The sequence below is a fragment of the Streptomyces sp. NPDC059142 genome (assembly GCF_042755665.1).
Lineage (GTDB): Bacteria > Actinomycetota > Actinomycetes > Streptomycetales > Streptomycetaceae > Streptomyces.
This window is the reverse complement of record NZ_JBHZDA010000071.1, coordinates 1-21,465: the sequence shown is the minus strand read 5'-3', so window position 1 is coordinate 21,465 and position 21,465 is coordinate 1. Positions and strand designations below refer to the sequence as shown.

Sequence of the window (21,465 nt, the reverse complement as noted above, 5' to 3'; positions counted from 1 at the left end):
CCCCCCCCACCCCGCCCCCCCCCCCGCCGCGGGCGGCGCCCCCCCGCCCCGCGGACCGCTGCCCGCCGCTGATCCCCGCCGTGGGAGAATCGGACATGGCGGGCCAGGGCCGCGCACCCGGTCGCGCCGCTGTCGTCCCAGGCGCGAGTATGAGGAGCACCGTTGAGCAGGTTGCGCTGGCTGACCGCGGGGGAGTCCCACGGACCCGCACTCGTGGCGACGCTGGAGGGTCTTCCCGCCGGGGTCCCCATCACCACGGAGATGGTGGCGGACCACCTGGCCCGGCGCCGCCTCGGCTACGGCCGCGGTGCTCGGATGAAGTTCGAGCAGGACGAGATCACCTTCCTCGGCGGGGTACGCCACGGCCTGACCATGGGCTCGCCCGTCGCGATCATGGTGGGCAACACCGAGTGGCCCAAGTGGGAGCAGGTCATGTCGGCCGATCCGGTCGACCCCGCCGAGCTGGCCCAGCTCGCCAGGAACGCGCCGCTGACCCGCCCCCGGCCCGGCCACGCGGACCTCGCCGGCATGCAGAAGTACGGCTTCGACGAGGCCCGGCCCGTCCTGGAGCGCGCCAGCGCCCGGGAGACCGCGGCACGTGTCGCGCTCGGCGCGGTGGCCCGCTCGTACCTGAAGGAGACGGCCGGGATCGAGATCGTCTCCCATGTCGTCGAGCTGGCCGCGGCGAAGGCCCCGTACGGCGTCCTCCCGGAGCCGTCCGACGTGGCGAAGCTCGACGCGGACCCGGTGCGCTGCCTGGACGCCGACGCCAGCAAGGCGATGGTCGCGGAGATCGACCAGGCCCACAAGGACGGCGACACCCTCGGCGGGGTCGTCGAGGTGCTGGCGTACGGCGTGCCGGTCGGGCTCGGCTCCCACGTCCACTGGGACCGCAGGCTCGACGCCCGGCTCGCCGCCGCGCTCATGGGCATCCAGGCCATCAAGGGCGTCGAGGTCGGCGACGGCTTCGGGCTCGCCCGGGTGCCGGGCTCGAAGGCGCACGACGAGATCGTCCCGACCCCGGACGGCATCCGGCGCTCCTCCGGCCGCTCCGGCGGCACCGAGGGCGGGCTGACCACCGGTGAGCTGCTGCGCGTACGGGCCGCGATGAAGCCGATCGCGACGGTGCCGCGCGCGCTGGCCACCGTCGACGTGGCCACCGGCGAGGTGACCAGCGCCCACCACCAGCGCTCCGACGTGTGCGCCGTGCCGGCCGCCGGGATCGTCGCCGAGGCCATGGTCGCGCTGACCCTCGCGGACGCGGTCGCGGAGAAGTTCGGCGGCGACAGCGTCACCGAGACCCGCCGCAACGTGGACTCGTACCTCGACAACCTCCGCATCCGATGAGCGCCCAGGACCCGGCCGGCGGGCCGGCGGACGGACCGGCCGTCGTGCTCGTCGGCCCCATGGGCGTCGGCAAGTCCACCGTCGGTGAACTGCTCGCCGCCCGGCTCGGCACGGCCTTCCGCGACAGCGACGCCGACATCGTCGCCGACCAGGGACGGTCCATCGCCGAGATCTTCGTGGACGAGGGCGAGACGCACTTCCGCGAGCTGGAGCGCGCGGCGGTACGGCGCGCCCTCGCGGAGCACACCGGAGTCCTCGCCCTCGGCGGCGGCGCGATCCTCGACGAGGCCACCCGCGCGGCGCTGACCGGGCTGCCGGTCGCCTATCTCTCGATGGAGGTCGCCGAGGCGGCCCGGCGGACCGGGCTGAACACGGCCCGCCCGCTGCTGGCCGTCAACCCCCGCCAGCAGTGGAAGCTGCTGATGGAGGGACGCCGCCACCTGTACACGGAGGTGGCCCGGGTCTCCGTCGCCACCGACGACCGCACGCCCGAAGAGGTCGTGGACGCCGTCCTCGACGCGCTGGAGCTGACCCCTCCTCCGGCGGACCAGCTCAGGATCCCCGGCACGATCCCCGGCAAGGAGAACCCCGTATGACGGAGCAGGCAGTCACCCGTATCCAGGTCGGCGGCACGGCGGGACACGACCCGTACGAGGTACTGGTCGGACGGCAGCTCCTCGGGGAGCTGCCCACCCTGATCGGGCCGCGGGTCCGGCGGATCGCCGTCATCCACCCCGAGGCGCTGGCGGACACCGGCGAGGCGCTGCGCGCGGACCTCGCCGAGCAGGGGTACGAGGCCGTCGCGATCCAGGTGCCGAACGCGGAGGAGGCGAAGACCGCCGAGGTCGCCGCGTACTGCTGGAAGGCGCTCGGACAGACCGGCTTCACCCGGAGCGATGTGATCATCGGCGTGGGTGGTGGCTCCACCACCGACCTGGCCGGGTTCGTCGCCGCGACCTGGCTGCGCGGGGTGCGCTGGATCGCCGTACCGACGACCGTGCTCGCCATGGTCGACGCGGCCGTGGGCGGCAAGACGGGCATCAACACCGCCGAGGGCAAGAACCTCGTCGGCGCCTTCCACCCGCCCGCCGGGGTGCTCTGCGACCTCGCCGCGCTGGACTCCCTGGGCGTCCACGACTACGTCAGCGGCATGGCGGAGATCATCAAGGCGGGGTTCATCGCGGACCCGGCCATCCTGGAGCTGGTCGAGGCCGACCCGGAGGGCGCCCGCACGCCGTCGGGACCGCACACCTCCGAGCTGATCGAGCGTTCCATCCGGGTCAAGGCCGAGGTCGTCTCCAACGACCTCAAGGAGTCCGGTCTCCGGGAGATCCTGAACTACGGCCACACCCTGGCGCACGCCATCGAGAAGAACGAGCGCTACAAGTGGCGGCACGGCGCCGCCGTCTCCGTCGGCATGGTCTTCGCCGCCGAACTGGGGCGGCTGGCCGGCCGGCTCGACGACGCGACCGCCGACCGGCACCGCGCCGTCCTGGAGTCCGTCGGCCTCCCGCTGACCTACCGCGGCGACCAGTGGCCCAAGCTGCTGGAGACCATGAAGGTCGACAAGAAGTCCCGCGGCGACCTGCTGCGCTTCATCGTGCTCGACGGCCTCGGCAAGCCGACCGTGCTGGAGGGCCCGGACCCGGCGGTGCTGCTCGCCGCCTACGGGGAGGTGTCGGCGTGACCCGACGGGTCCTCGTCCTCAACGGACCCAACCTGGGCCGCCTCGGCTCGCGCGAACCCGACGTGTACGGCGCGACCTCGTACGCCGGGCTGGTCGACGTCTGCCGGACGCTCGGCAAGGAGCTGGGGCTCGACGTCGACGTACGGGAGACCAACGACGAGGGCGAGCTGATCCGCTGGCTCCACGAGGCCGCGGACGGCGCCCTGCCGGTCGTCCTCAACCCGGGCGCGTTCACCCACTACTCGTACGCGATGCGGGACGCGGCGGCGCAGCGCACCGCGCCGCTGATCGAGGTGCACCTCTCGAACCCGTACGCGCGCGAGGAGTTCCGGCACACCTCGGTGGTCGCGGCCGTCGCCAGTGGTACGGTCGCGGGCTTCGGCATCGGCTCGTACCGGCTCGCGCTGCGCGCGCTCGCGGAGGAGCTGACCGCCTGACGGGGCGCCACCCGGCGCTCCCCAGGCATCCCGGCCGTTCCCACGGGGACGGCCGGGGGCGGTACCGTTCGGTAGCGCGGCCCGCGGGGGCCGCCGACCAGCGTCAGTCGTACGAGACGGAGTGGCACCGGATGCAGCACTCAGTGGGGGCTCCGTTGCCGCCTCCCCAGGGACCGGGGCACGGAACCGGATGGGCGCCCCCGGCACCGGGCGTACCTCAGGCGCACGGCGCGCACCAGCCTCCCGGCCAGCACGGACCACAGGGCCAGCACGGACCACACGGACCACACGGACCACACGGACCACAGGCGCCGCTCGTGCCGCAGCCGGTCCAGGGGTCCCACCAGCCTCCCGGCCCTCCCCGGCCCTCAGGGCCTCCCGTGCCCCCCGGGCCGCCTCAGCCCCCGGGGCAGCACCCCGGGCCGGCGCACGGGCCCGCACAGGAGCACGGACACCCCCCGGTGCCGCCGCCCGGCGGACCGGCCGGGCAGGCCGCCCCCGACTTCACCGGACATGTCCAGCTCCCGCCCGGCGGCCCCGTACCGGTACCCGCCGCGCGCCCCGCCGACAGCGGCACGGGCACCGCTACCCTCGCCGTCCTGCTGATCGGCCCCGCCGGCGCGGGCAAGACCACCGTCGCCCGGCACTGGGCGAGCAGCCGCCGGGTGCCCACCGCGCACATCAGCCTGGACGACGTGCGCGAATGGGTCTGCGCGGGATTCGCCGACCCGCAGTCCGGCTGGAACGACCACTCCGAGGCGCAGTACCGGCTGGCCCGCCGCACCTGCGGCTTCGCCGCCCGCAACTTCCTCGCCAACGGCATCTCCTGCATCCTCGACGACGCGGTCTTCCCGGACCGCCCGGTCGTCGGACTCGGCGGCTGGAAGCGCCATGTGGGCCCCGGCCTGCTGCCGGTCGTCCTGCTCCCCGGGCTGGAGATCGTCCTGGAGCGCAACGCCGAGCGCAGCGGCAACCGCCGGCTGGCGGACGAGGAGGTCGCGGGCATCCACGGCCGGATGGCCGGCTGGTACGGCTCGGGGCTGCCCATCATCGACAACTCCAAGTACGACGTGGAGACCACCGCCCGGGTCCTGGACGACGTCCTGGCCCGTGCGCTGGCCTCCCCGCCGAGCTGGTAGCCGGACACCCCGGGGGCCAGGGCGGTTCCCCGGTCGGACGCGCTGAACCGGCCGGGTGAGGCGGCCACTCGTACGCTCGGGTCATGTCAGACGTGTATGCGGTCCGCCGCGCGCGGCTGCGTGACCGGTGCGCCGCCGCGGGCAACCCGGCGGCCCTGGTCTCCCGGCCCGCCAACGTCCGCTACCTCGCGGGCGGGGCGCCGCCGGGCGCCGTGCTGCTGCTCGGCCCGCACGACGACGACACCCTGCTCTGCCCCCGTACCCCCGGCCACGAGGGGCCGGAGGGGATCGACGAACGGCTGCGTCTCACCGCCGTCCCCATCAGCGGGGACCCGGTCGTGGCCGCCGCGGGGATCCTCACCCCGTCGTCCGCCGGTTCGCTCGCCGTCGAGGAGCACCACCTCACCGTCGCCCGCCACCGGGCCATCGGCGCCGTCGTGCCGGGGCTGCGCCTCACGGACCTCGGCTGCGCCGTGGAGCAGCAGCGGATCGTCAAGGACGAGGCGGAGATCGCCTGTCTGCGGATCGCCGCCGAGATCGCCGACCACGCGCTGGGGGAGCTGCTGGAGTCGATCCTGGTGGGCCGCACGGAGCGGCATCTCGCGCTGGAGCTGGAGCGGCGCCTCGTCGACCACGGCGCCGACGGCCCGGCCTTCCCGACCGTCGTGGCCACCGGACCGCACTCGGGCCGCCCCGGGCACCGTCCCTCGGACCGCCGGGTCGAGGAGGGTGATTTCCTCTCCGTCGGTCTCGGCGCCGACTACCGCGGATACCGCTGTCTCATCGGCCGGACGTTCGTCATCGGAACGTCGCCCGCCGACTGGCAGATCGAGCTGTACGAGCTGGTCTTCGCGGCACAACGGGCAGGTCGGGAGGGGCTGGTGCCGGGCGCGGGCTACCGCGACGTGGACCGCGCGACGCGTCATCCGCTGGAGGCCGCGGGCCACGGCGAGGGGCTCGCACCCCGTACGGGACACGGGGTCGGACTGGAAATCGACGAGGACCCGCAGCTCGCCCCCGCGGCCATGGGTAAACTGGACGCTTGTGTGCCGGTCACCGTCGGACCGGGGGTCCACCTCCCGGGCCGGGGCGGTGTCCGGATCGATGACACGCTCGTCGTCCGCCCCGAGGCGGACGGCGGACCCGAGCTACTCACCATCACGACCAAGGAGCTGCTCGCGCTCTAGTCCGGTGCCGGTGCCGGGCACCGCCCGCGCCATGGCCCGGGTGTCGCCCAGGTATCCGCCGGGGCGGCGCGCGGCCCTCGGTCGTCCACCTGCTTTCAGTCCAGGAGATTCCGCAACCGTGGCTTCCACGAACGACCTCAAGAACGGCCTGGTGCTCAAGCTCGACGGAGGCCAGCTCTGGTCCGTCGTCGAGTTCCAGCACGTCAAGCCCGGCAAGGGCCCGGCCTTTGTGCGCACCAAGCTCAAGAACGTGCTCTCCGGCAAGGTCGTCGACAAGACCTTCAACGCCGGCGTGAAGGTCGAGGTGGCCACCGTCGACCGCCGCGACATGCAGTTCTCGTACATGGACGGCGAGTACTTCGTCTTCATGGACATGAGCACGTACGACCAGCTCATGATCGACCGCAAGTCGGTCGGTGACGCGGCGAACTTCCTGATCGAGGGCTTCACCGCCACCGTCGCCACGCACGAGGGCGAGGTGCTCTACGTCGAGCTGCCGGCCGCGGTCGAGCTGGTCATCCAGCACACCGACCCGGGCGTCCAGGGCGACCGCTCCACCGGCGGCACCAAGCCGGCGACGCTGGAGACCGGTTACGAGATCGGTGTCCCGCTCTTCATCACCACCGGCGAGAAGATCAAGGTCGACACCCGTACGGGCGACTACCTCGGCCGGGTGAACAGCTAACCGTGGCTGCCAGGAGCAATGCCCGTAAGCGCGCGTTCCAGATCCTCTTCGAGGCCGATCAGCGCGGTACGTCCGTACAGAACGTTCTCGCGGACTGGATCAGGCACTCCCGCTCCGACGACCGGCAGCCGCCCGTCAGCGAGTTCACGATGGAACTGGTCGAGGGATACGCGGAGCACGTGGCCCGTATCGACGAACTCATCGCCACCTACGCGGTGGACTGGGACCTCGACCGGATGCCGGTGGCCGACCGCAACATCGTCCGGCTCGGTACGTACGAACTGATCTGGATGGACGGGACCCCGGACGCCGTGGCGATCGACGAGGCGGTCCAGCTCGCCAAGGAGTTCTCCACCGACGAGTCCCCGTCGTTCGTGAACGGCCTTCTCAGCCGCTTCAAGGACCTCAAGCCGAGTCTGCGCCGCGCCTGAGCGGCGGTCCGCCCTCACGCGCCGGACGGGAGCATTCGTGCCCGCCCGGTACGTGAGGGCGTCCGTGTCTCCGGACCCGGCGCGCGGGATGCCGGACGCGCCGGAGGGCGGCCCCGTACGCGTGTACGGGACCGCCCTCCGGGAGGTGACGTTTCTGCCGATCCGCGGGGCAGGCCCGCGGGGCGGTCAGCTCTCGTCGTGCGCGACCGCGCGCCGCGCGTCCGCGTCGAGCACACCCCAGCTGATGAGCTGCTCGGTCAGGACGGACGGCGACTGGTCGTAGATGACCGCCAGGGTGCGCAGGTCGTCCTGGCGGATCGACAGCACCTTGCCGTTGTAGTCGCCCCGCTGGCTCTGGATCGTCGCCGCGTACCGCTGGAGCGGGCCGGCCTTCTCCTGCGGCACGTGGGCCAGGCGCTCCAGGTCGAGAACGAGCTTCGGCGGCGGCTCGGCGGCGCCCCCGGGCGTCGTGCCGGGAAGAAGCTCCTGCACCGGGACGCCGTAGAAGTCCGCCAGCTCGGCGAGGCGCTGCACCGTGACGGCGCGGTCTCCCCGCTCGTACGAACCCACCACGACGGCCTTCCAGCGGCCCTGGGACTTCTCCTCCACACCGTGGAGAGAAAGGCCCTGCTGGGTGCGGATGGCGCGGAGTTTGGCCCCGAGCTGCTTTGCGTATTCGCTGGACATATAGCTCCCCGGACGCTGGAACATCGTGCGGCTCCGCCGCGTGGCTGGTGACTCACTGTGAGGTTACGCAGCGTTACTTGGATGCGTCAAGCCGGGGGAGCCGTACCGGGGTCCGTACCGGCCTCCGTACCGCGCTCCGTACCGCCGTCCGTACCGCGCCCGCACGGTCCGCGGGCCGGTCGGGACGGGGGTGGCACCGAATGCGCCGCGGACCCCCTGCTAGCCTGAGTGGCGTAGTTTCTGGGTTTCTGGCATTTCCGACGTCCTTTAAGGTCCGTCCCGTGAGGCGGAGAAGGAGGTCCGTTTCTTATGGACGCAAGCAAGAACGTGAGCGGCGACGCGAGCGGCACGGACACGACGGCCGGACCCGGTGCGGCCCGCCCGGTCCTGGAGGCCCCCGACATCGCGCGGGTCCTGACCCGTATCGCCCACGAGATCGTCGAACGCGCCAAGGGCGCCGACGACGTGGTGCTCCTCGGCATTCCGACCCGCGGGGTCTTCCTGGCCCGCCGGCTCGCCGGAAAGCTCGCCGAGATCACCGGCCGCACCATCCCGGTCGGCTCCCTCGACATCACCATGTACCGCGACGACCTGCGGCTGCGGCCCGCCCGCGCGCTGGCCCGCACCGACATCCCCGGGGACGGTGTCGACGGACGGCTGGTCGTCCTCGTCGACGACGTGCTCTTCTCCGGCCGCACCATCCGCGCCGCCCTCGACGCGCTCGGCGACATCGGCCGCCCGCGCGCCGTCCAGCTCGCCGTCCTCGTCGACCGCGGCCACCGCGAGCTGCCGATCCGCGCCGACTACGTCGGCAAGAACCTCCCCACCTCGCTGCGGGAGACGGTCAAGGTCCAGCTCGCGGAGGAGGACGGCCGCGACACCGTGCTGCTCGGCCTCCAGCGGCCCGCCGCGTCCGGCGAGCGGTAGCTGACCCGCCCGTACGCCGTTCCACCCCGTACGGCTGCCTCAGCGCGCCCGCACGCCCGCACACCCCACCACATCCGGAGCGCTCTTTCCGATGCTGCGTCTTCCCGGGGCGAACCCCCGCACACCCGGCCACCTGATCTCCGCCGCCGACCTCAGCCGCGACGACGCCGTGCTGATCCTCGACACCGCCGAGGAGATGGCCCGGGTCGCCGACCGGCCCATCAAGAAACTCCCCACCCTGCGCGGCCGTACCGTCGTCAACCTCTTCTTCGAGGACTCGACCCGCACCCGGATCTCCTTCGAGGCCGCCGCCAAGCGCCTCTCCGCCGACGTGATCAACTTCTCGGCGAAGGGCTCGTCCGTCTCCAAGGGCGAATCGCTCAAGGACACCGCGCTCACCCTGGAGGCGATGGGCGCCGACGCCGTCGTCATCCGGCACGGCGCCTCCGGCGCCCCGTACCGCCTCGCCACCTCCGGCTGGATCGACGGCGCGGTCGTCAACGCGGGCGACGGCACCCACGAACACCCGACCCAGGCCCTCCTCGACGCCTTCACCCTGCGCCGCAGGCTCGTCGGCGCCGACGAGGGCATCGGCCGCGACCTGGCAGGGCGGCGGGTCACCATCGTCGGCGACGTGCTGCACAGCCGCGTCGCCCGCTCCAACGTCCTGCTGCTCCACACGCTCGGCGCCCGGGTCACGGTCGTCGCGCCGCCCACCCTCGTACCGATCGGCGTCGAGCACTGGCCCTGCGAGGTCAGCTACGACCTGGACCGGGTGCTGCCCACGTCCGACGCCGTGATGATGCTGCGGGTGCAGCGCGAGCGGATGAACGCCGCCTTCTTCCCGACCGAGCGCGAGTACTCCCGGCGCTACGGCCTGGACGGCGAGCGGATGCGCCGGATGCCCGGCGACTCCGTCGTCATGCACCCCGGCCCCATGAACCGCGGCATGGAGATCACCGCCGAGGTCGCCGACTCCGACCGCTGCACGGCCGTCGAGCAGGTCGCCAACGGCGTCTCCATCCGGATGGCCGTGCTCTACCTGCTGCTGGGCGGCAACGAGCCCGCCGTCACCACGTCCCGCCCGGCCCCCGAGCCGTCCCGCCCGTCACCCGAGGAGAACAAGTAACCATGAGCAAGATCCTGATCCGGGGCGCCCAGGTGCTCGGCGGTGACGTCCAGGACGTACTGATCGACGGCGAGGTGATCGAGGCGGTGGGCACCGGCCTGGACGCCGCGGACGCCACCGTCGTGGAGGCCGCCGGGCAGATCCTGCTGCCCGGCCTGGTCGACCTCCACACCCATCTGCGCGAGCCCGGCCGCGAGGACTCCGAGACCGTTCTGACCGGCACGAAGGCCGCCGCGATCGGCGGCTTCACCGCCGTCCACGCCATGGCCAACACCTTCCCCGTCGCCGACACGGCCGGCGTGGTCGAGCAGGTCTGGCGGCTCGGCAAGGAGTCCGGCTACTGCGACGTGCAGCCGGTCGGCGCCGTCACCGTCGGCCTGGAGGGCAAGCACCTCGCCGAACTGGGCGCCATGAACGACTCCGCCGCGGGCGTCCGGGTCTTCTCCGACGACGGCAAGTGCGTCGACGACGCGGTGATCATGCGCAGGGCACTGGAGTACGTGAAGGCGTTCGACGGCGTCGTCGCCCAGCACGCCCAGGAGCCGCGGCTCACCGAGGGCGCCCAGATGAACGAGGGCGTCGTCTCCGCGGAGCTGGGCCTCGGCGGCTGGCCCGCCGTCGCCGAGGAGTCGATCATCGCGCGCGACGTGCTGCTCGCCGCGCACGTCGGCTCCCGCGTGCACATCTGCCACCTCTCCACCGCGGGCTCGGTCGAGCTGGTCCGCTGGGCGAAGTCCAAGGGGTGGGACGTCACCGCCGAGGTCACCCCGCACCACCTCCTCCTCACCGACGAACTCGTACGGTCGTACAACCCCGTCTACAAGGTGAACCCGCCGCTGCGCACCGAGGCCGACGTCCTCGCCCTGCGCGCCGCCCTGGCGGACGGCACGATCGACTGCGTCGCCACCGACCACGCGCCCCACCCGCACGAGGACAAGGACTGCGAGTGGGCCGCCGCGGCCATGGGCATGGTCGGTCTGGAGACCGCCCTGTCGGTGGTCCAGGAGACGATGGTCGACACCGGACTGCTGGACTGGGCGGGCGTCGCCGACCGGATGTCGTTCCGCCCGGCGCGCATCGGCCGTCTCGAAGGGCATGGCCGTCCCGTCTCGGCAGGCGAGCCCGCCAACCTCACCCTGGTCGATCCGGCATACCGTGGAGCCGTGGACCCCGCGGGATTCGCCTCCCGCAGCCGTAACACCCCCTACGAGGGGCGTGAGCTGCCGGGACGCGTGACCCACACCTTCCTGCGGGGCCGTGCCACGGTCGTCGACGGGAATCTGGCGTGAGAACTGCGAACCTTCTGCTTCCACTGGCCGCCGAACAGAAATCGGCGGACGTGACCGACTGGGCCGCCCGGATCGGCTGGGTGGCCGGACTGCTGCTCTTCGTCGTCCTCGTGTACTGGCTGATGCGCCAGGGCTGGAAGTGGCGCGGCAGCCTCCAGTCGGACCTGCCCGAGCTGCCGACCGGGCCGGCCGACCCCGGCGAGGCGAGACTGACGATGGCGGGCCGCTACCACGGGTCCACGACCGCCGGTCAGTGGCTCGACCGGATCGTCGCCCACGGCCTCGGCGCCCGCAGCCGCGTGGAGCTGACGCTCACCGACGCCGGGCTCGACGTCGTACGCCCCGGCGCGAACGACTTCTTCGTACCGGCGGAGCGGCTGCGCGAGGCCCGGCTCGACAAGGGCATCGCGGGCAAGGTCCTCGCCGAGGGCGGGCTGCTGATCGTCACCTGGGAGCACGGGGACCGCCTGATCGACTCCGGCTTCCGCTCGGACCGCTCGGCCGAACACGCCGCCTGGGTCGAGGCCGTCAACTCCATGAGCCGGCCCCTCACCACGCACCACACCAGCACTACGGAAGGCCCCGCACGATGACCACCTCCACCCGGGGAACCGCCCGCGTAAAGGCGTCTCCCGCCGTACTCGTCCTGGAGGACGGCCGCACCTTCCGCGGCCGCGCCTACGGGGCCGTGGGGGAGACCTTCGGAGAGGCCGTCTTCTCCACCGGTATGACCGGCTACCAGGAGACCCTCACCGACCCGTCGTACCACCGCCAGGTCGTCGTGATGACCGCCCCGCACATCGGGAACACCGGCGTGAACGACGAGGACCCCGAGTCCCGGCGGATCTGGGTCTCCGGCTACGTCGTACGGGACCCCGCGCGCACCCCGTCCAACTGGCGCTCGCGCCGCTCCCTCGACGAGGAACTGGTCGCCCAGGGCGTCGTCGGCATCAGCGGCGTCGACACCCGCGCCCTCACCCGCCACCTCCGCGAGCGCGGCGCCATGCGCGTCGGCATCTTCTCCGGGGAGTCCCTGGCCGACGAGGCGGCGCTGCTCGCCCGGGTCCGGCAGGCCCCGGAGATGACCGGCGCCGACCTCTCCGCGGAGGTCGCCACCGAGCAGCCGTACGTCGTCCCCGCGATCGGCGCGAAGCGCTTCACCGTCGCCGCGCTCGACCTCGGCATCAAGGGCATGACCCCGCACCGGATGGCCCAGCGCGGCATCGAGGTGCACGTGCTGCCCGCCACCGCCACGCTGGACGAGGTGTACGCGACCGCGCCCGACGGGGTCTTCCTCTCCAACGGGCCCGGCGACCCCGCCACCGCCGACCTCACCGTCGTCCGGGGCGTGCTGGAGCGCGGTACGCCGCTCTTCGGCATCTGCTTCGGCAACCAGCTCCTCGGCCGCGCGCTCGGCTTCGGCACGTACAAGCTGAAGTACGGCCACCGCGGCATCAACCAGCCCGTGCAGGACCGGACCACCGGCAAGGTCGAGGTGACCGCCCACAACCACGGGTTCGCCGTCGACGCCCCGCTCGACCGGGTCACCGACACCCCCTACGGCCGCGCCGAGGTCTCCCACGTCTGCCTCAACGACAACGTGGTCGAAGGGCTCAGGCTGCTCGACCGGCCGGTCTTCAGCGTCCAGTACCACCCCGAGGCGGCCGCCGGCCCGCACGACGCCGCGTACCTCTTCGACCGCTTCGTTTCCCTGATGGAGGACCAGCGTGCCTAAGCGCACCGATATCCAGTCCGTCCTGGTCATCGGTTCAGGACCGATCGTCATCGGCCAGGCCGCTGAATTCGACTACTCCGGTACCCAGGCGTGCCGCGTGCTCAGGTCCGAGGGCCTGCGCGTCATCCTGGTCAACTCCAACCCCGCCACGATCATGACGGACCCGGAGATCGCCGACGCCACGTACGTCGAGCCGATCACCCCCGAGTACGTCGAGAAGATCATCGCGAAGGAGCGCCCCGACGCGCTGCTGCCCACCCTCGGCGGCCAGACCGCGCTGAACACGGCGATCTCGCTGCACGGCGCGGGCACCCTCGACAAGTACGGCGTCGAACTGATCGGCGCCAACGTCGAGGCCATCAACAAGGGCGAGGACCGCGACCTCTTCAAGGGCGTCGTAAAGGCCGTCCACGAGAAGATCGGCCACGGCGAGTCCGCCCGCTCGGTCATCTGCCACTCCATGGACGACGTCCTCGCCGGTGTCGACACGCTCGGCGGCTACCCCGTCGTCGTCCGCCCCTCCTTCACCATGGGCGGCGCCGGCTCCGGCTTCGCCCACACCGAGGAGGACCTGCGCCGGATCGCCGGACAGGGCCTGATGCTCTCGCCGACCACCGAGGTGCTCCTGGAGGAGTCCATCCTCGGCTGGAAGGAGTACGAGCTGGAGCTGATGCGCGACAAGCACGACAACGTCGTGGTCGTCTGCTCCATCGAGAACTTCGACCCGATGGGCGTGCACACCGGCGACTCGATCACCGTCGCGCCCGCGATGACGCTCACCGACCGCGAGTACCAGATCCTGCGGGACGTCGGCATCGCCGTGATCCGCGAGGTCGGCGTCGACACCGGCGGCTGCAACATCCAGTTCGCGATCAACCCGGACGACGGCCGCGTCATCGTCATCGAGATGAACCCGCGCGTCTCCCGCTCCTCCGCGCTCGCCTCCAAGGCCACCGGCTTCCCGATCGCCAAGATCGCCGCCCGGCTCGCCGTCGGCTACACGCTGGACGAGATCCCCAACGACATCACCGAGAAGACCCCGGCGTCCTTCGAGCCCACGCTCGACTACGTCGTCGTCAAGGTGCCCCGGTTCGCCTTCGAGAAGTTCCCGGCCGCCGACGCCAGCCTCACCACCACCATGAAGTCCGTCGGCGAGGCCATGGCCATCGGCCGCAACTTCACCGAGGCGCTCCAGAAGGCGCTGCGCTCGCTGGAGAAGGCCGGCAGCCAGTTCGCCTTCACCGGGGACCCGGGCGACCTCGCCGAGCTGCTGGAGACCGCGAAGGTCCCCACCGACGGCCGGATCAACACCGTCATGCGGGCCATCAGGGCCGGGGCCACCCCCGAGGAGGTCTTCGACGCCACGAAGATCGACCCCTGGTTCGTCGACCAGCTCTTCCTGATCAAGGAGTACGCGGACGAGCTGGCCGCCGCCGAACGGCTCGACCCCGACCTGCTCGCCGAGGCCAAGCGCCACGGCTTCTCCGACGCCCAGATCGCCGCGATCCGCGGGCTGCGCGAGGACGTCGTCCGCGAGGTCAGGCACGCCCTCGGCGTACGCCCCGTCTACAAGACGGTGGACACCTGCGCCGCCGAGTTCGCCGCGAAGACCCCGTACTTCTACTCCTCGTACGACGAGGAGAGCGAGGTCGCGCCCCGCGAGAAGCCCGCCGTGATCATCCTCGGCTCCGGGCCCAACCGGATCGGCCAGGGCATCGAGTTCGACTACTCCTGCGTCCACGCCTCCTTCGCGCTGAGCGACGCCGGGTACGAGACCGTCATGGTCAACTGCAACCCGGAGACCGTCTCCACCGACTACGACACCTCCGACCGGCTCTACTTCGAGCCGCTCACCCTGGAGGACGTCCTGGAGATCGTGCACGCCGAGACCCTCGCGGGCCCGATCGCGGGCGTCGTCGTCCAGCTCGGCGGCCAGACCCCGCTGGGCCTCGCCCAGGCCCTCAAGGACAACGGCGTCCCCGTCGTCGGCACGCCCCCCGAGGCGATCCACGCCGCCGAGGACCGCGGCGCCTTCGGCCGCGTCCTCGCCGAGGCCGGCCTGCCCGCGCCCAAGCACGGCACCGCCACCACCTTCGCCGAGGCCAAGGCGATCGCCGACGAGATCGGCTACCCGGTCCTCGTACGGCCCTCGTACGTCCTCGGCGGACGCGGTATGGAGATCGTCTACGACGAGACCCGGCTCTCCTCGTACATCGCCGAGTCCACCGAGATCAGTCCCACCCGCCCGGTCCTGGTGGACCGTTTCCTCGACGACGCCATCGAGATCGACGTGGACGCGCTCTACGACGGTACGGAGCTGTACCTCGGCGGCGTCATGGAGCACATCGAGGAGGCCGGCATCCACTCCGGCGACTCGGCGTGCGCCCTGCCGCCCATCACCCTCGGCGGCTTCGACATCAAGCGGCTGCGCGCCTCCACGGAGGCCATCGCCAAGGGGGTGGGCGTGCGCGGACTGATCAACATCCAGTTCGCGATGGCCGGCGACATCCTCTACGTCCTGGAGGCCAACCCGCGCGCCTCCCGTACCGTCCCCTTCACCTCGAAGGCGACCGCCGTACCGCTCGCGAAGGCCGCCGCCCGCATCTCGCTCGGCGCCACCGTCGCGGAGCTGCGCGCGGAGGGGCTGCTGCCCGCGCAGGGCGACGGCGGCACGCTGCCGCTCGACGCGCCGATCTCCGTCAAGGAGGCCGTGATGCCGTGGTCGCGCTTCCGCGACATCCACGGACGCGGCGTCGACACCGTCCTCGGCCCGGAGATGCGCTCCACCGGCGAGGTCATGGGCATCGACTCGGCCTTCGGCACGGCGTACGCCAAGTCCCAGGCCGGCGCGTACGGCCCGCTGCCCGTCAAGGGCCGCGCCTTCATCTCCGTCGCCAACCGCGACAAGCGCTCGATGATCTTCCCGGCGCGCGAGCTGGTCGCCCACGGCTTCGAGCTGCTGGCCACCTCGGGCACCGCCGAGGTCCTCAAGCGCAACGGCATCAAGGCGACCGTCGTACGCAAGCAGTTCGAGGGCGAGGGCCCGGACGGCGAGAAGACCATCGTCCAGCTCATCCACGAGGGGGGAGTCGACCTCATCGTCAACACCCCGTACGGCACCGGCGGCCGGCTCGACGGCTACGACATCCGTACGGCGGCCGTGGCCCGCGGCGTCCCCTGCCTCACGACGGTCCAGGCGCTGGCCGCCGCCGTCCAGGGCATCGACGCCCTGAAGCACGGCGACGTCGGCGTCCGCTCCCTCCAGGAGCACGCGGAGCACCTCACCGCTGCGCGCGAGGACTGAGCCGCATGGACACGATGTACCGGATTCTCTTCCGGCTGGTCTTCCGGCGGATGGACCCCGAACAGGCGCACCACCTGGCCTTCCGGTGGATCCGGCTGGCCGCCCGCGTCCCCGGCCTGCGCACCTTCGCCGCCGCCGCGCTCGCCCCCCGCTTCGCGGAGCTGCGCACGGAGGCGTTCGGGCTGCGCATGCACGGCCCCTTCGGGCTCGCCGCGGGGTTCGACAAGAACGCCGTGGGCATCGACGGCCTGGCGATGGCCGGTTTCGACCATGTCGAGATCGGCACCGTCACCGGCGAACCGCAGTCCGGCAACCCGAAGCAGCGGCTCTTCCGGCTCGTCCCGGACCGGGCGCTGATCAACCGCATGGGCTTCAACAACGAGGGCTCCGCCGCCGTGGCGGAGCGCCTCGCGGCCCGTACGGCGCGCGGGCCCGTCTTCAGGACGACCGTCGGCGTCAACATCGGCAAGACCAAGGTCGTCCCCGAGAGTGAAGCCGTCGCCGACTACGTGCTCTCCACGGAGCGGCTGGCCCGCCACGCCGACTACCTCGTGGTCAACGTCAGCTCGCCCAACACCCCCGGGCTGCGCAGCCTCCAGGCCGTCGACCAGCTCAGGCCGCTGCTCACCGCCGTACGCGAGGCCGCCGACCGCACCGTCACCCGGCGGCGCGTCCCGCTCCTGGTCAAGATCGCGCCCGATCTCGCGGACGAGGACGTCGACGCCGTCGCCGACCTGGCCGTGGAGCTGGGCCTGGACGGCATCATCGCCACCAACACCACCATCGCCCGCGAGAGCCTGGGCCTCACGTCGGACCCCGCCCTGACCGCCGAGACCGGCGGACTGAGCGGCGCGCCGCTCAAGGAGCGCTCGCTGGAGGTGCTGAGCCGCCTGTACGCGCGTGTGGGCGACCGGATCACCCTGGTGGGCGTCGGGGGCGTGGAGGACGCCGAGGACGCCTGGCAGCGCATCCTGGCCGGTGCCACGCTCGTCCAGGGGTACAGCGCGTTCGTCTACCGGGGCCCGTTCTGGAGCCGAGAGATCCACAAGGGGCTCGCGGCGCGGCTCGCGCTCTCCCCGTACGCCACGCTCGCCGAGGCCGTGGGCGCGGCCACGCGGTCCACCGGGGGCCCCGAGAGCCGGAAGAAGGCCGACGCATGAGCGCGTGGAACCTCGCGGGACCCACGCCTTCCACGCCTTCCGCGGCCCCCTTCGGCGCGCGGCTGCGCCGGGCGATGGACGACCGCGGCCCGCTCTGCGTGGGCATCGACCCGCACGGCTCGCTCCTCACCGACTGGGGGCTCGACGACGACGTCGCGGGCCTGGAGCGGTTCACCCGCACGACGGTGGAGGCGCTGGCCGACCGGGTCGCCGTGCTCAAGCCGCAGTCGGCGTTCTTCGAGCGCTTCGGCTCGCGCGGCATCGCCGTCCTGGAGAAGGCCGTCGCGGAGGCGCGGGAGGCCGGGGCGCTGGTCCTGATGGACGCCAAGCGGGGCGACATCGGCTCCACGATGGGCGCGTACGCGGCGACCTATCTGGATCCGGCCTCACCGCTCTTCTCGGACGCCGTGACGCTCTCCCCGTACCTGGGCTTCGGCTCGCTGCGTCCGGCGCTGGACGCGGCCTCGGCGGCCGGCTGCGGGGTCTTCGTCCTGGCGCTGACCTCCAACCCGGAGGGCGCCGAGGTGCAGCGGGCCACCGCCGCCGACGGGCGCCCGCTCGCGCGGCTCATGCTCGACCACATGGCCGCCGAGAACGCGGGCGCGCGGCCGCTCGGCTCGGTCGGCGCGGTCGTGGGGGCCACTCTCGGGGACCTCGGGGACGTGGTGGACCTCGCGATCAACGGGCCGCTGCTGGCCCCGGGGATCGGCGCGCAGGGCGCGACGCCCGCCGATCTGCCCGCCGTCTTCGGCGCGGCGGTCGGGAACGTCGTACCGAGCGTCAGCCGGGGTGTTCTGCGTCACGGTCCCGACGTACGGGCCCTGCGGAAGGCCGCCGACCGCTTCGCGGACGAGGTGAGAACGGCTGTCGGCGGGGGCACGGCGGACAGGTGACGGAGGCAATGAGCGGCTTCCTGTCCAAAAAGTTGGGCAAAATGACCAAAATGTCACCCCTGGTCGATGCTGACCAGGACTTTTCGTCTGTTCTCGCTGACTCGGACGGACTTGGCCGCTAGTCTCCGTCGAGAGCCAACGCGCAGTTCGTTGCCCGTTGCTCGCCTGGTGTGGGGCGATGAGGTTCCGCACCGGTCCGTATCCGACAGTTCGACATCCGAGGTGACGTAGGCGTGGCTCTTCCGCCCCTTACCCCTGAACAGCGCGCAGCCGCGCTCGAAAAGGCCGCCGCGGCTCGCCGGGAGCGGGCCGAGGTCAAGAATCGACTCAAGCATTCCGGCGCTTCGCTCCATGACGTGATCAAGCAGGGTCAGGAGAACGACGTCATCGGGAAGATGAAGGTCTCCGCCCTCCTGGAGTCGCTGCCCGGCGTGGGCAAGGTCCGTGCCAAGCAGATCATGGAGCGGCTCGGGATCTCCGAGAGCCGCCGCGTGCGGGGTCTTGGCTCCAATCAGATCGCGTCCCTGGAGCGCGAGTTCGGCGGTGGCGGCGCCTGACGTTTCCGGACACCCCCGGGAACCTGGATAATCGCCGCATGGCAGCAGACGTACGACCGCGGCTGACCGTGCTCTCCGGCCCCTCCGGGGTCGGCAAGAGCACGGTCGTCGCCCATATGCGCAAGGTCCACCCCGAGGTATGGCTCTCGGTGTCGGCCACCACGAGAAAGCCGCGCCCCGGCGAGCGTCACGGGGTCCAGTACTTCTTCGTCACCGACGACGAGTTCGACAAGTCGGTGGCCAACGGAGAACTGCTGGAATGGGCGGAGTTCGCGGGCAACCGGTACGGGACCCCCCGACAGGCGGTCCTGGACCGGCTGGCCGCGGGGGAGCCCGTACTCCTGGAGATCGACCTCCAGGGGGCCCGGCAGGTCAAGGAGTCCATGCCGGACTCCCGGCTGGTCTTCCTGGCCCCGCCGAGCTGGGACGAGCTGGTACGCCGGCTCACCGGCCGGGGCACGGAATCGGCCGAGGTGATCGAGCGCAGGCTGGCCGCCGCGAAGGTGGAGCTGGCCGCGGAGTCGGAGTTCGACACGACCCTGGTCAACACCTCGGTCGAGGACGTCTCGCGCGAGCTGCTAGCCTTGATGGCAGTTGCATGATCTTTTGTGTGCTGTCCTCAGGGACCGCCCGGCACGCCGGGACGGCGCGAAACCGCCGGTCCACGGGAACTCCCCGGTCCACGGGGTACGGCAGTACGCAGAACCCTGTTTTTCCCTGAATTTTCTTCGGAAGGCAAGAGAGTGTCCTCTTCCATCACCACGCCCGAGGGCATCATCAACCCGCCGATCGATGAGCTGCTCGAGGCCACGGACTCGAAGTACAGCCTCGTGATCTACGCGGCCAAGCGCGCGCGCCAGATCAACGCGTACTACTCGCAGCTCGGTGAGGGCCTGCTCGAGTACGTCGGTCCGCTGGTGGACACCCACGTCCACGAGAAGCCGCTCTCGATCGCCCTGCGCGAGATCAACGCGGGCCTGCTGACCTCCGAGGCCATCGAGGGCCCCGCCCAGTAGGCGTCCCACGGCACCCGCTTTCTCACCACAGGCCCGGCAGCGCGACTGCCGGGCCTGTGGTGTGTCATGGGAGCTGTCACGATCGTGCGGGACACCCCGCACGGCCGGCTCCGGCCGGTTTCGGTGCAGCGGAGGGGAGAGACACGGTGGAGAAGCCGAAGGTCGTTCTGGGGGTCGCCGGGGGCATCGCCGCGTACAAGGCGTGCGAGCTGCTGCGCCGGCTGACCGAGTCGGGCCATGACGTACGGGTCGTACCGACCGCGTCCGCGCTCCACTTCGTGGGGGCGGCGACCTGGTCGGCGCTCTCGGGCCACCCGGTCTCCACCGAGGTCTGGTCCGACGTCCACGAGGTGCCCCATGTGCGGATCGGGCAGAGCGCCGACCTGGTCGTGGTCGCCCCGGCCACCGCCGACCTGCTCGCGAAGGCGGCGCACGGCCTCGCCGACGACCTGCTGACCAACACGCTCCTCACGGCCCGCTGTCCGGTCGTCTTCGCGCCCGCCATGCACACCGAGATGTGGGAGCACCCCGCCACCCAGGAGAACGTCGCGACGCTGCGCGCCCGGGGCGCCGTCGTGATCGAACCCGCCGTGGGCCGCCTCACCGGCGCCGACACCGGCAAGGGACGGCTGCCGGACCCGGGTGAGATCTTCGAGCTGTGCCGCCGGACCCTGGCCCGTGGCGTCCCCGTACCCGATCTGGCGGGACGCCATGTGGTGATCAGTGCCGGGGGGACGCGTGAGCCGCTCGACCCGGTCCGCTTTCTGGGCAACCGCTCCTCCGGCAAGCAGGGGTACGCCCTGGCCCGTACGGCCGTGGCGCGGGGCGCCAGGGTCACGCTCGTCGAGGCGAACACGGGGCTGCCGGACCCGGCAGGCGTCGACATGGTCCACGTCGGTACGGCCCTCCAGCTCCGCGAAGCCGTGCTGAAGGCGGTCGCCGAGGCCGACGCGGTGGTCATGGCGGCGGCCGTGGCCGATTTCCGCCCCGCCGCGCAGGCTCAGGGGAAGATCAAGAAGAAGGACGGGGAGGAGCCCGCGCCGGTCGCCCTGGTCCGTAATCCGGACATCCTCGCCGAGGTGTCCGCGACGCGCGCCCGCCCCGGACAGGTGGTCGTCGGCTTCGCCGCGGAGACGGACGACGTCCTCGCCAACGGCCGGCAGAAGCTGCGGCGCAAGGGATGCGACCTCCTCGTGGTCAACGAGGTCGGGGAGCACAAGGTGTTCGGCACGGAGGAGAACGAGGCGGTCGTCCTCGCGGCGGACGGCGGCGAGACGCCCGTACCGTACGGTCCGAAGGAGGCCCTGGCGGATGTCGTCTGGGACCTCGTGGCGCCCCGGCTCGTGTCCGGATGACAACGGGTGCGGCCGAGGGGACGGGACGGGCGACGGCGGGCCGCGGCGGGCCTCCGGCCGTATGAATTCTTCATTGTGTCCCTCTTTCTCCCCTTTGCCGTTTTCGCGCCCTTCGTCACATCTCTCTCAGGGCTCTGGCCAGGGGCGATCACCGTGGCGCATAATGCGAGACCGCGACCCCGGGGGCTCCCACAGATCGAGACACTTGCCCCCGTGGCCCGATTCGACCGATAAAGTGGTCGAGGAACGTCGCGGGGCGTGCAGCGCCCCGTACGGTCCGCCAATGATCAGCCAGCAGCCGCTGCAACCTCAGGGAGCGATGTGTCCCGCCGTCTCTTCACCTCGGAGTCCGTGACCGAAGGTCACCCCGACAAGATCGCTGACCAGATCAGCGACACCATTCTTGACGCGCTCCTCCAGGAGGACCCGTCCTCCCGGGTCGCCGTGGAGACCTTGATCACCACCGGTCTGGTGCATGTCGCCGGCGAGGTGACCACCAA

22 protein-coding genes are annotated in these 21,465 nt (G+C 71.8%); 21 read left to right on the top strand and 1 reads right to left on the bottom strand.

Annotated features, from left to right (window positions below; genetic code table 11):
* Positions 1-162 precede the first annotated feature (162 nt).
* From aroC to nusB, 8 genes are all read left to right on the top strand, one after another.
* Positions 163-1,347: a chorismate synthase gene (gene aroC / locus ACFXPK_RS23335; protein ID WP_385078268.1), complete on the top strand. Its 1,185-nt coding sequence runs from the start codon at positions 163-165 to the stop codon at positions 1,345-1,347.
* Positions 1,344-1,943, top strand: a complete 600-nt coding sequence (locus ACFXPK_RS23330; protein ID WP_385078266.1) for a shikimate kinase — start codon at positions 1,344-1,346, stop codon at positions 1,941-1,943. The genes aroC and ACFXPK_RS23330 overlap by 4 nt, the downstream gene beginning before the upstream one ends.
* Positions 1,940-3,034 carry a 3-dehydroquinate synthase gene (gene aroB / locus ACFXPK_RS23325; RefSeq protein ID WP_385006712.1) on the top strand — a complete coding sequence of 365 codons (1,095 nt, stop codon included), beginning with the start codon at positions 1,940-1,942 and terminating at the stop codon, positions 3,032-3,034. Before ACFXPK_RS23330 ends, aroB begins: the two co-directional genes overlap by 4 nt.
* A complete protein-coding gene (aroQ, locus tag ACFXPK_RS23320; RefSeq protein ID WP_385006715.1) occupies positions 3,031-3,471 on the top strand; it encodes a type II 3-dehydroquinate dehydratase in 441 nt (146 codons plus the stop codon). The genes aroB and aroQ overlap by 4 nt, the downstream gene beginning before the upstream one ends.
* Before the next feature lie 131 nt (positions 3,472-3,602).
* On the top strand, positions 3,603-4,610 hold the full coding sequence (locus tag ACFXPK_RS23315) for an AAA family ATPase (RefSeq protein ID WP_385078263.1): 1,008 nt from the start codon (positions 3,603-3,605) through the stop codon (positions 4,608-4,610).
* 83 nt (positions 4,611-4,693) lie between these two features.
* Positions 4,694-5,797 carry an aminopeptidase P family protein gene (locus ACFXPK_RS23310; protein WP_385001922.1) on the top strand — a complete coding sequence of 368 codons (1,104 nt, stop codon included), beginning with the start codon at positions 4,694-4,696 and terminating at the stop codon, positions 5,795-5,797.
* A gap of 118 nt (positions 5,798-5,915) precedes the next feature.
* The gene (gene efp / locus ACFXPK_RS23305; protein WP_329828431.1) at positions 5,916-6,482 is read left to right on the top strand and encodes an elongation factor P; all 567 of its coding nucleotides are present in this window, start codon (positions 5,916-5,918) and stop codon (positions 6,480-6,482) included.
* Positions 6,483-6,484: 2 nt separating this feature from the next.
* Positions 6,485-6,913 (top strand): transcription antitermination factor NusB, encoded by a 429-nt coding sequence (gene nusB, locus ACFXPK_RS23300; RefSeq protein WP_385001917.1) that lies wholly within the window; start codon positions 6,485-6,487, stop codon positions 6,911-6,913.
* 186 nt (positions 6,914-7,099) lie between these two features.
* Here the strand turns inward: nusB and bldD are convergent, their stop codons facing one another.
* A complete protein-coding gene (gene bldD / locus ACFXPK_RS23295) occupies positions 7,100-7,600 on the bottom strand; it encodes a transcriptional regulator BldD (protein WP_329828429.1) in 501 nt (166 codons plus the stop codon).
* 309 nt (positions 7,601-7,909) lie between these two features.
* Between bldD and pyrR the strand changes: the two genes are divergently transcribed.
* The 13 genes from pyrR to ACFXPK_RS23230 form a co-directional block, all read left to right on the top strand.
* Positions 7,910-8,527, top strand: coding sequence for a bifunctional pyr operon transcriptional regulator/uracil phosphoribosyltransferase PyrR (pyrR, locus tag ACFXPK_RS23290; protein ID WP_385001914.1), 618 nt, complete (start codon positions 7,910-7,912; stop codon positions 8,525-8,527).
* Positions 8,528-8,618: 91 nt separating this feature from the next.
* Entirely contained in the window at positions 8,619-9,656 is a 1,038-nt protein-coding gene (locus ACFXPK_RS23285; protein ID WP_385001910.1) for an aspartate carbamoyltransferase catalytic subunit, read from the top strand.
* 2 nt (positions 9,657-9,658) lie between these two features.
* Entirely contained in the window at positions 9,659-10,945 is a 1,287-nt protein-coding gene (locus ACFXPK_RS23280) for a dihydroorotase (protein ID WP_385001907.1), read from the top strand.
* Positions 10,942-11,538 (top strand): hypothetical protein, encoded by a 597-nt coding sequence (locus ACFXPK_RS23275; protein WP_385001904.1) that lies wholly within the window; start codon positions 10,942-10,944, stop codon positions 11,536-11,538. Before ACFXPK_RS23280 ends, ACFXPK_RS23275 begins: the two co-directional genes overlap by 4 nt.
* Complete coding sequence (gene carA / locus ACFXPK_RS23270; protein WP_385078257.1) at positions 11,535-12,680, top strand: glutamine-hydrolyzing carbamoyl-phosphate synthase small subunit; 1,146 nt, start codon at positions 11,535-11,537, stop codon at positions 12,678-12,680. Before ACFXPK_RS23275 ends, carA begins: the two co-directional genes overlap by 4 nt.
* Positions 12,673-15,984 (top strand): carbamoyl-phosphate synthase large subunit, encoded by a 3,312-nt coding sequence (gene carB / locus ACFXPK_RS23265; RefSeq protein ID WP_385001898.1) that lies wholly within the window; start codon positions 12,673-12,675, stop codon positions 15,982-15,984. The genes carA and carB overlap by 8 nt, the downstream gene beginning before the upstream one ends.
* Positions 15,985-15,998: 14 nt before the next feature.
* On the top strand, positions 15,999-17,144 hold the full coding sequence (locus ACFXPK_RS23260; protein ID WP_385078296.1) for a quinone-dependent dihydroorotate dehydrogenase: 1,146 nt from the start codon (positions 15,999-16,001) through the stop codon (positions 17,142-17,144).
* On the top strand, positions 17,141-18,037 hold the full coding sequence (gene pyrF, locus ACFXPK_RS23255; RefSeq protein ID WP_385078254.1) for an orotidine-5'-phosphate decarboxylase: 897 nt from the start codon (positions 17,141-17,143) through the stop codon (positions 18,035-18,037). The genes ACFXPK_RS23260 and pyrF overlap by 4 nt, the downstream gene beginning before the upstream one ends.
* 233 nt (positions 18,038-18,270) lie before the next feature.
* Positions 18,271-18,594, top strand: a complete 324-nt coding sequence (locus tag ACFXPK_RS23250) for an integration host factor (RefSeq protein WP_329828420.1) — start codon at positions 18,271-18,273, stop codon at positions 18,592-18,594.
* Between the two features lie 38 nt (positions 18,595-18,632).
* The gene (gene gmk / locus ACFXPK_RS23245) at positions 18,633-19,196 is read left to right on the top strand and encodes a guanylate kinase (RefSeq protein WP_385001891.1); all 564 of its coding nucleotides are present in this window, start codon (positions 18,633-18,635) and stop codon (positions 19,194-19,196) included.
* Positions 19,197-19,337: 141 nt separating this feature from the next.
* Positions 19,338-19,610, top strand: a complete 273-nt coding sequence (gene rpoZ / locus ACFXPK_RS23240; protein WP_003970369.1) for a DNA-directed RNA polymerase subunit omega — start codon at positions 19,338-19,340, stop codon at positions 19,608-19,610.
* 146 nt (positions 19,611-19,756) lie between these two features.
* Positions 19,757-20,965, top strand: coding sequence for a bifunctional phosphopantothenoylcysteine decarboxylase/phosphopantothenate--cysteine ligase CoaBC (coaBC, locus tag ACFXPK_RS23235; RefSeq protein WP_385078251.1), 1,209 nt, complete (start codon positions 19,757-19,759; stop codon positions 20,963-20,965).
* A gap of 321 nt (positions 20,966-21,286) precedes the next feature.
* Positions 21,287-21,465 (top strand): S-adenosylmethionine synthetase N-terminal domain-containing protein (locus ACFXPK_RS23230; RefSeq protein ID WP_385078294.1); only part of this gene is annotated, 179 nt, incomplete at its 3' end.

Coding starts and splice junctions, on each gene's coding strand:
- pyrR (WP_385001914.1), top strand. CDS start 7,910: ATGGACGCAAGCAAGAACGTGAGCGGCGACGCGAGCGGCACGGACACG.
- pyrF (WP_385078254.1), top strand. CDS start 17,141: ATGAGCGCGTGGAACCTCGCGGGACCCACGCCTTCCACGCCTTCCGCG.
- ACFXPK_RS23285 (WP_385001910.1), top strand. CDS start 8,619: ATGCTGCGTCTTCCCGGGGCGAACCCCCGCACACCCGGCCACCTGATC.
- ACFXPK_RS23310 (WP_385001922.1), top strand. CDS start 4,694: ATGTCAGACGTGTATGCGGTCCGCCGCGCGCGGCTGCGTGACCGGTGC.
- ACFXPK_RS23260 (WP_385078296.1), top strand. CDS start 15,999: ATGTACCGGATTCTCTTCCGGCTGGTCTTCCGGCGGATGGACCCCGAA.
- carA (WP_385078257.1), top strand. CDS start 11,535: ATGACCACCTCCACCCGGGGAACCGCCCGCGTAAAGGCGTCTCCCGCC.
- ACFXPK_RS23315 (WP_385078263.1), top strand. CDS start 3,603: ATGCAGCACTCAGTGGGGGCTCCGTTGCCGCCTCCCCAGGGACCGGGG.
- gmk (WP_385001891.1), top strand. CDS start 18,633: ATGGCAGCAGACGTACGACCGCGGCTGACCGTGCTCTCCGGCCCCTCC.
- aroB (WP_385006712.1), top strand. CDS start 1,940: ATGACGGAGCAGGCAGTCACCCGTATCCAGGTCGGCGGCACGGCGGGA.
- ACFXPK_RS23280 (WP_385001907.1), top strand. CDS start 9,659: ATGAGCAAGATCCTGATCCGGGGCGCCCAGGTGCTCGGCGGTGACGTC.
- bldD (WP_329828429.1), bottom strand. CDS start 7,600: ATGTCCAGCGAATACGCAAAGCAGCTCGGGGCCAAACTCCGCGCCATC.
- ACFXPK_RS23330 (WP_385078266.1), top strand. CDS start 1,344: ATGAGCGCCCAGGACCCGGCCGGCGGGCCGGCGGACGGACCGGCCGTC.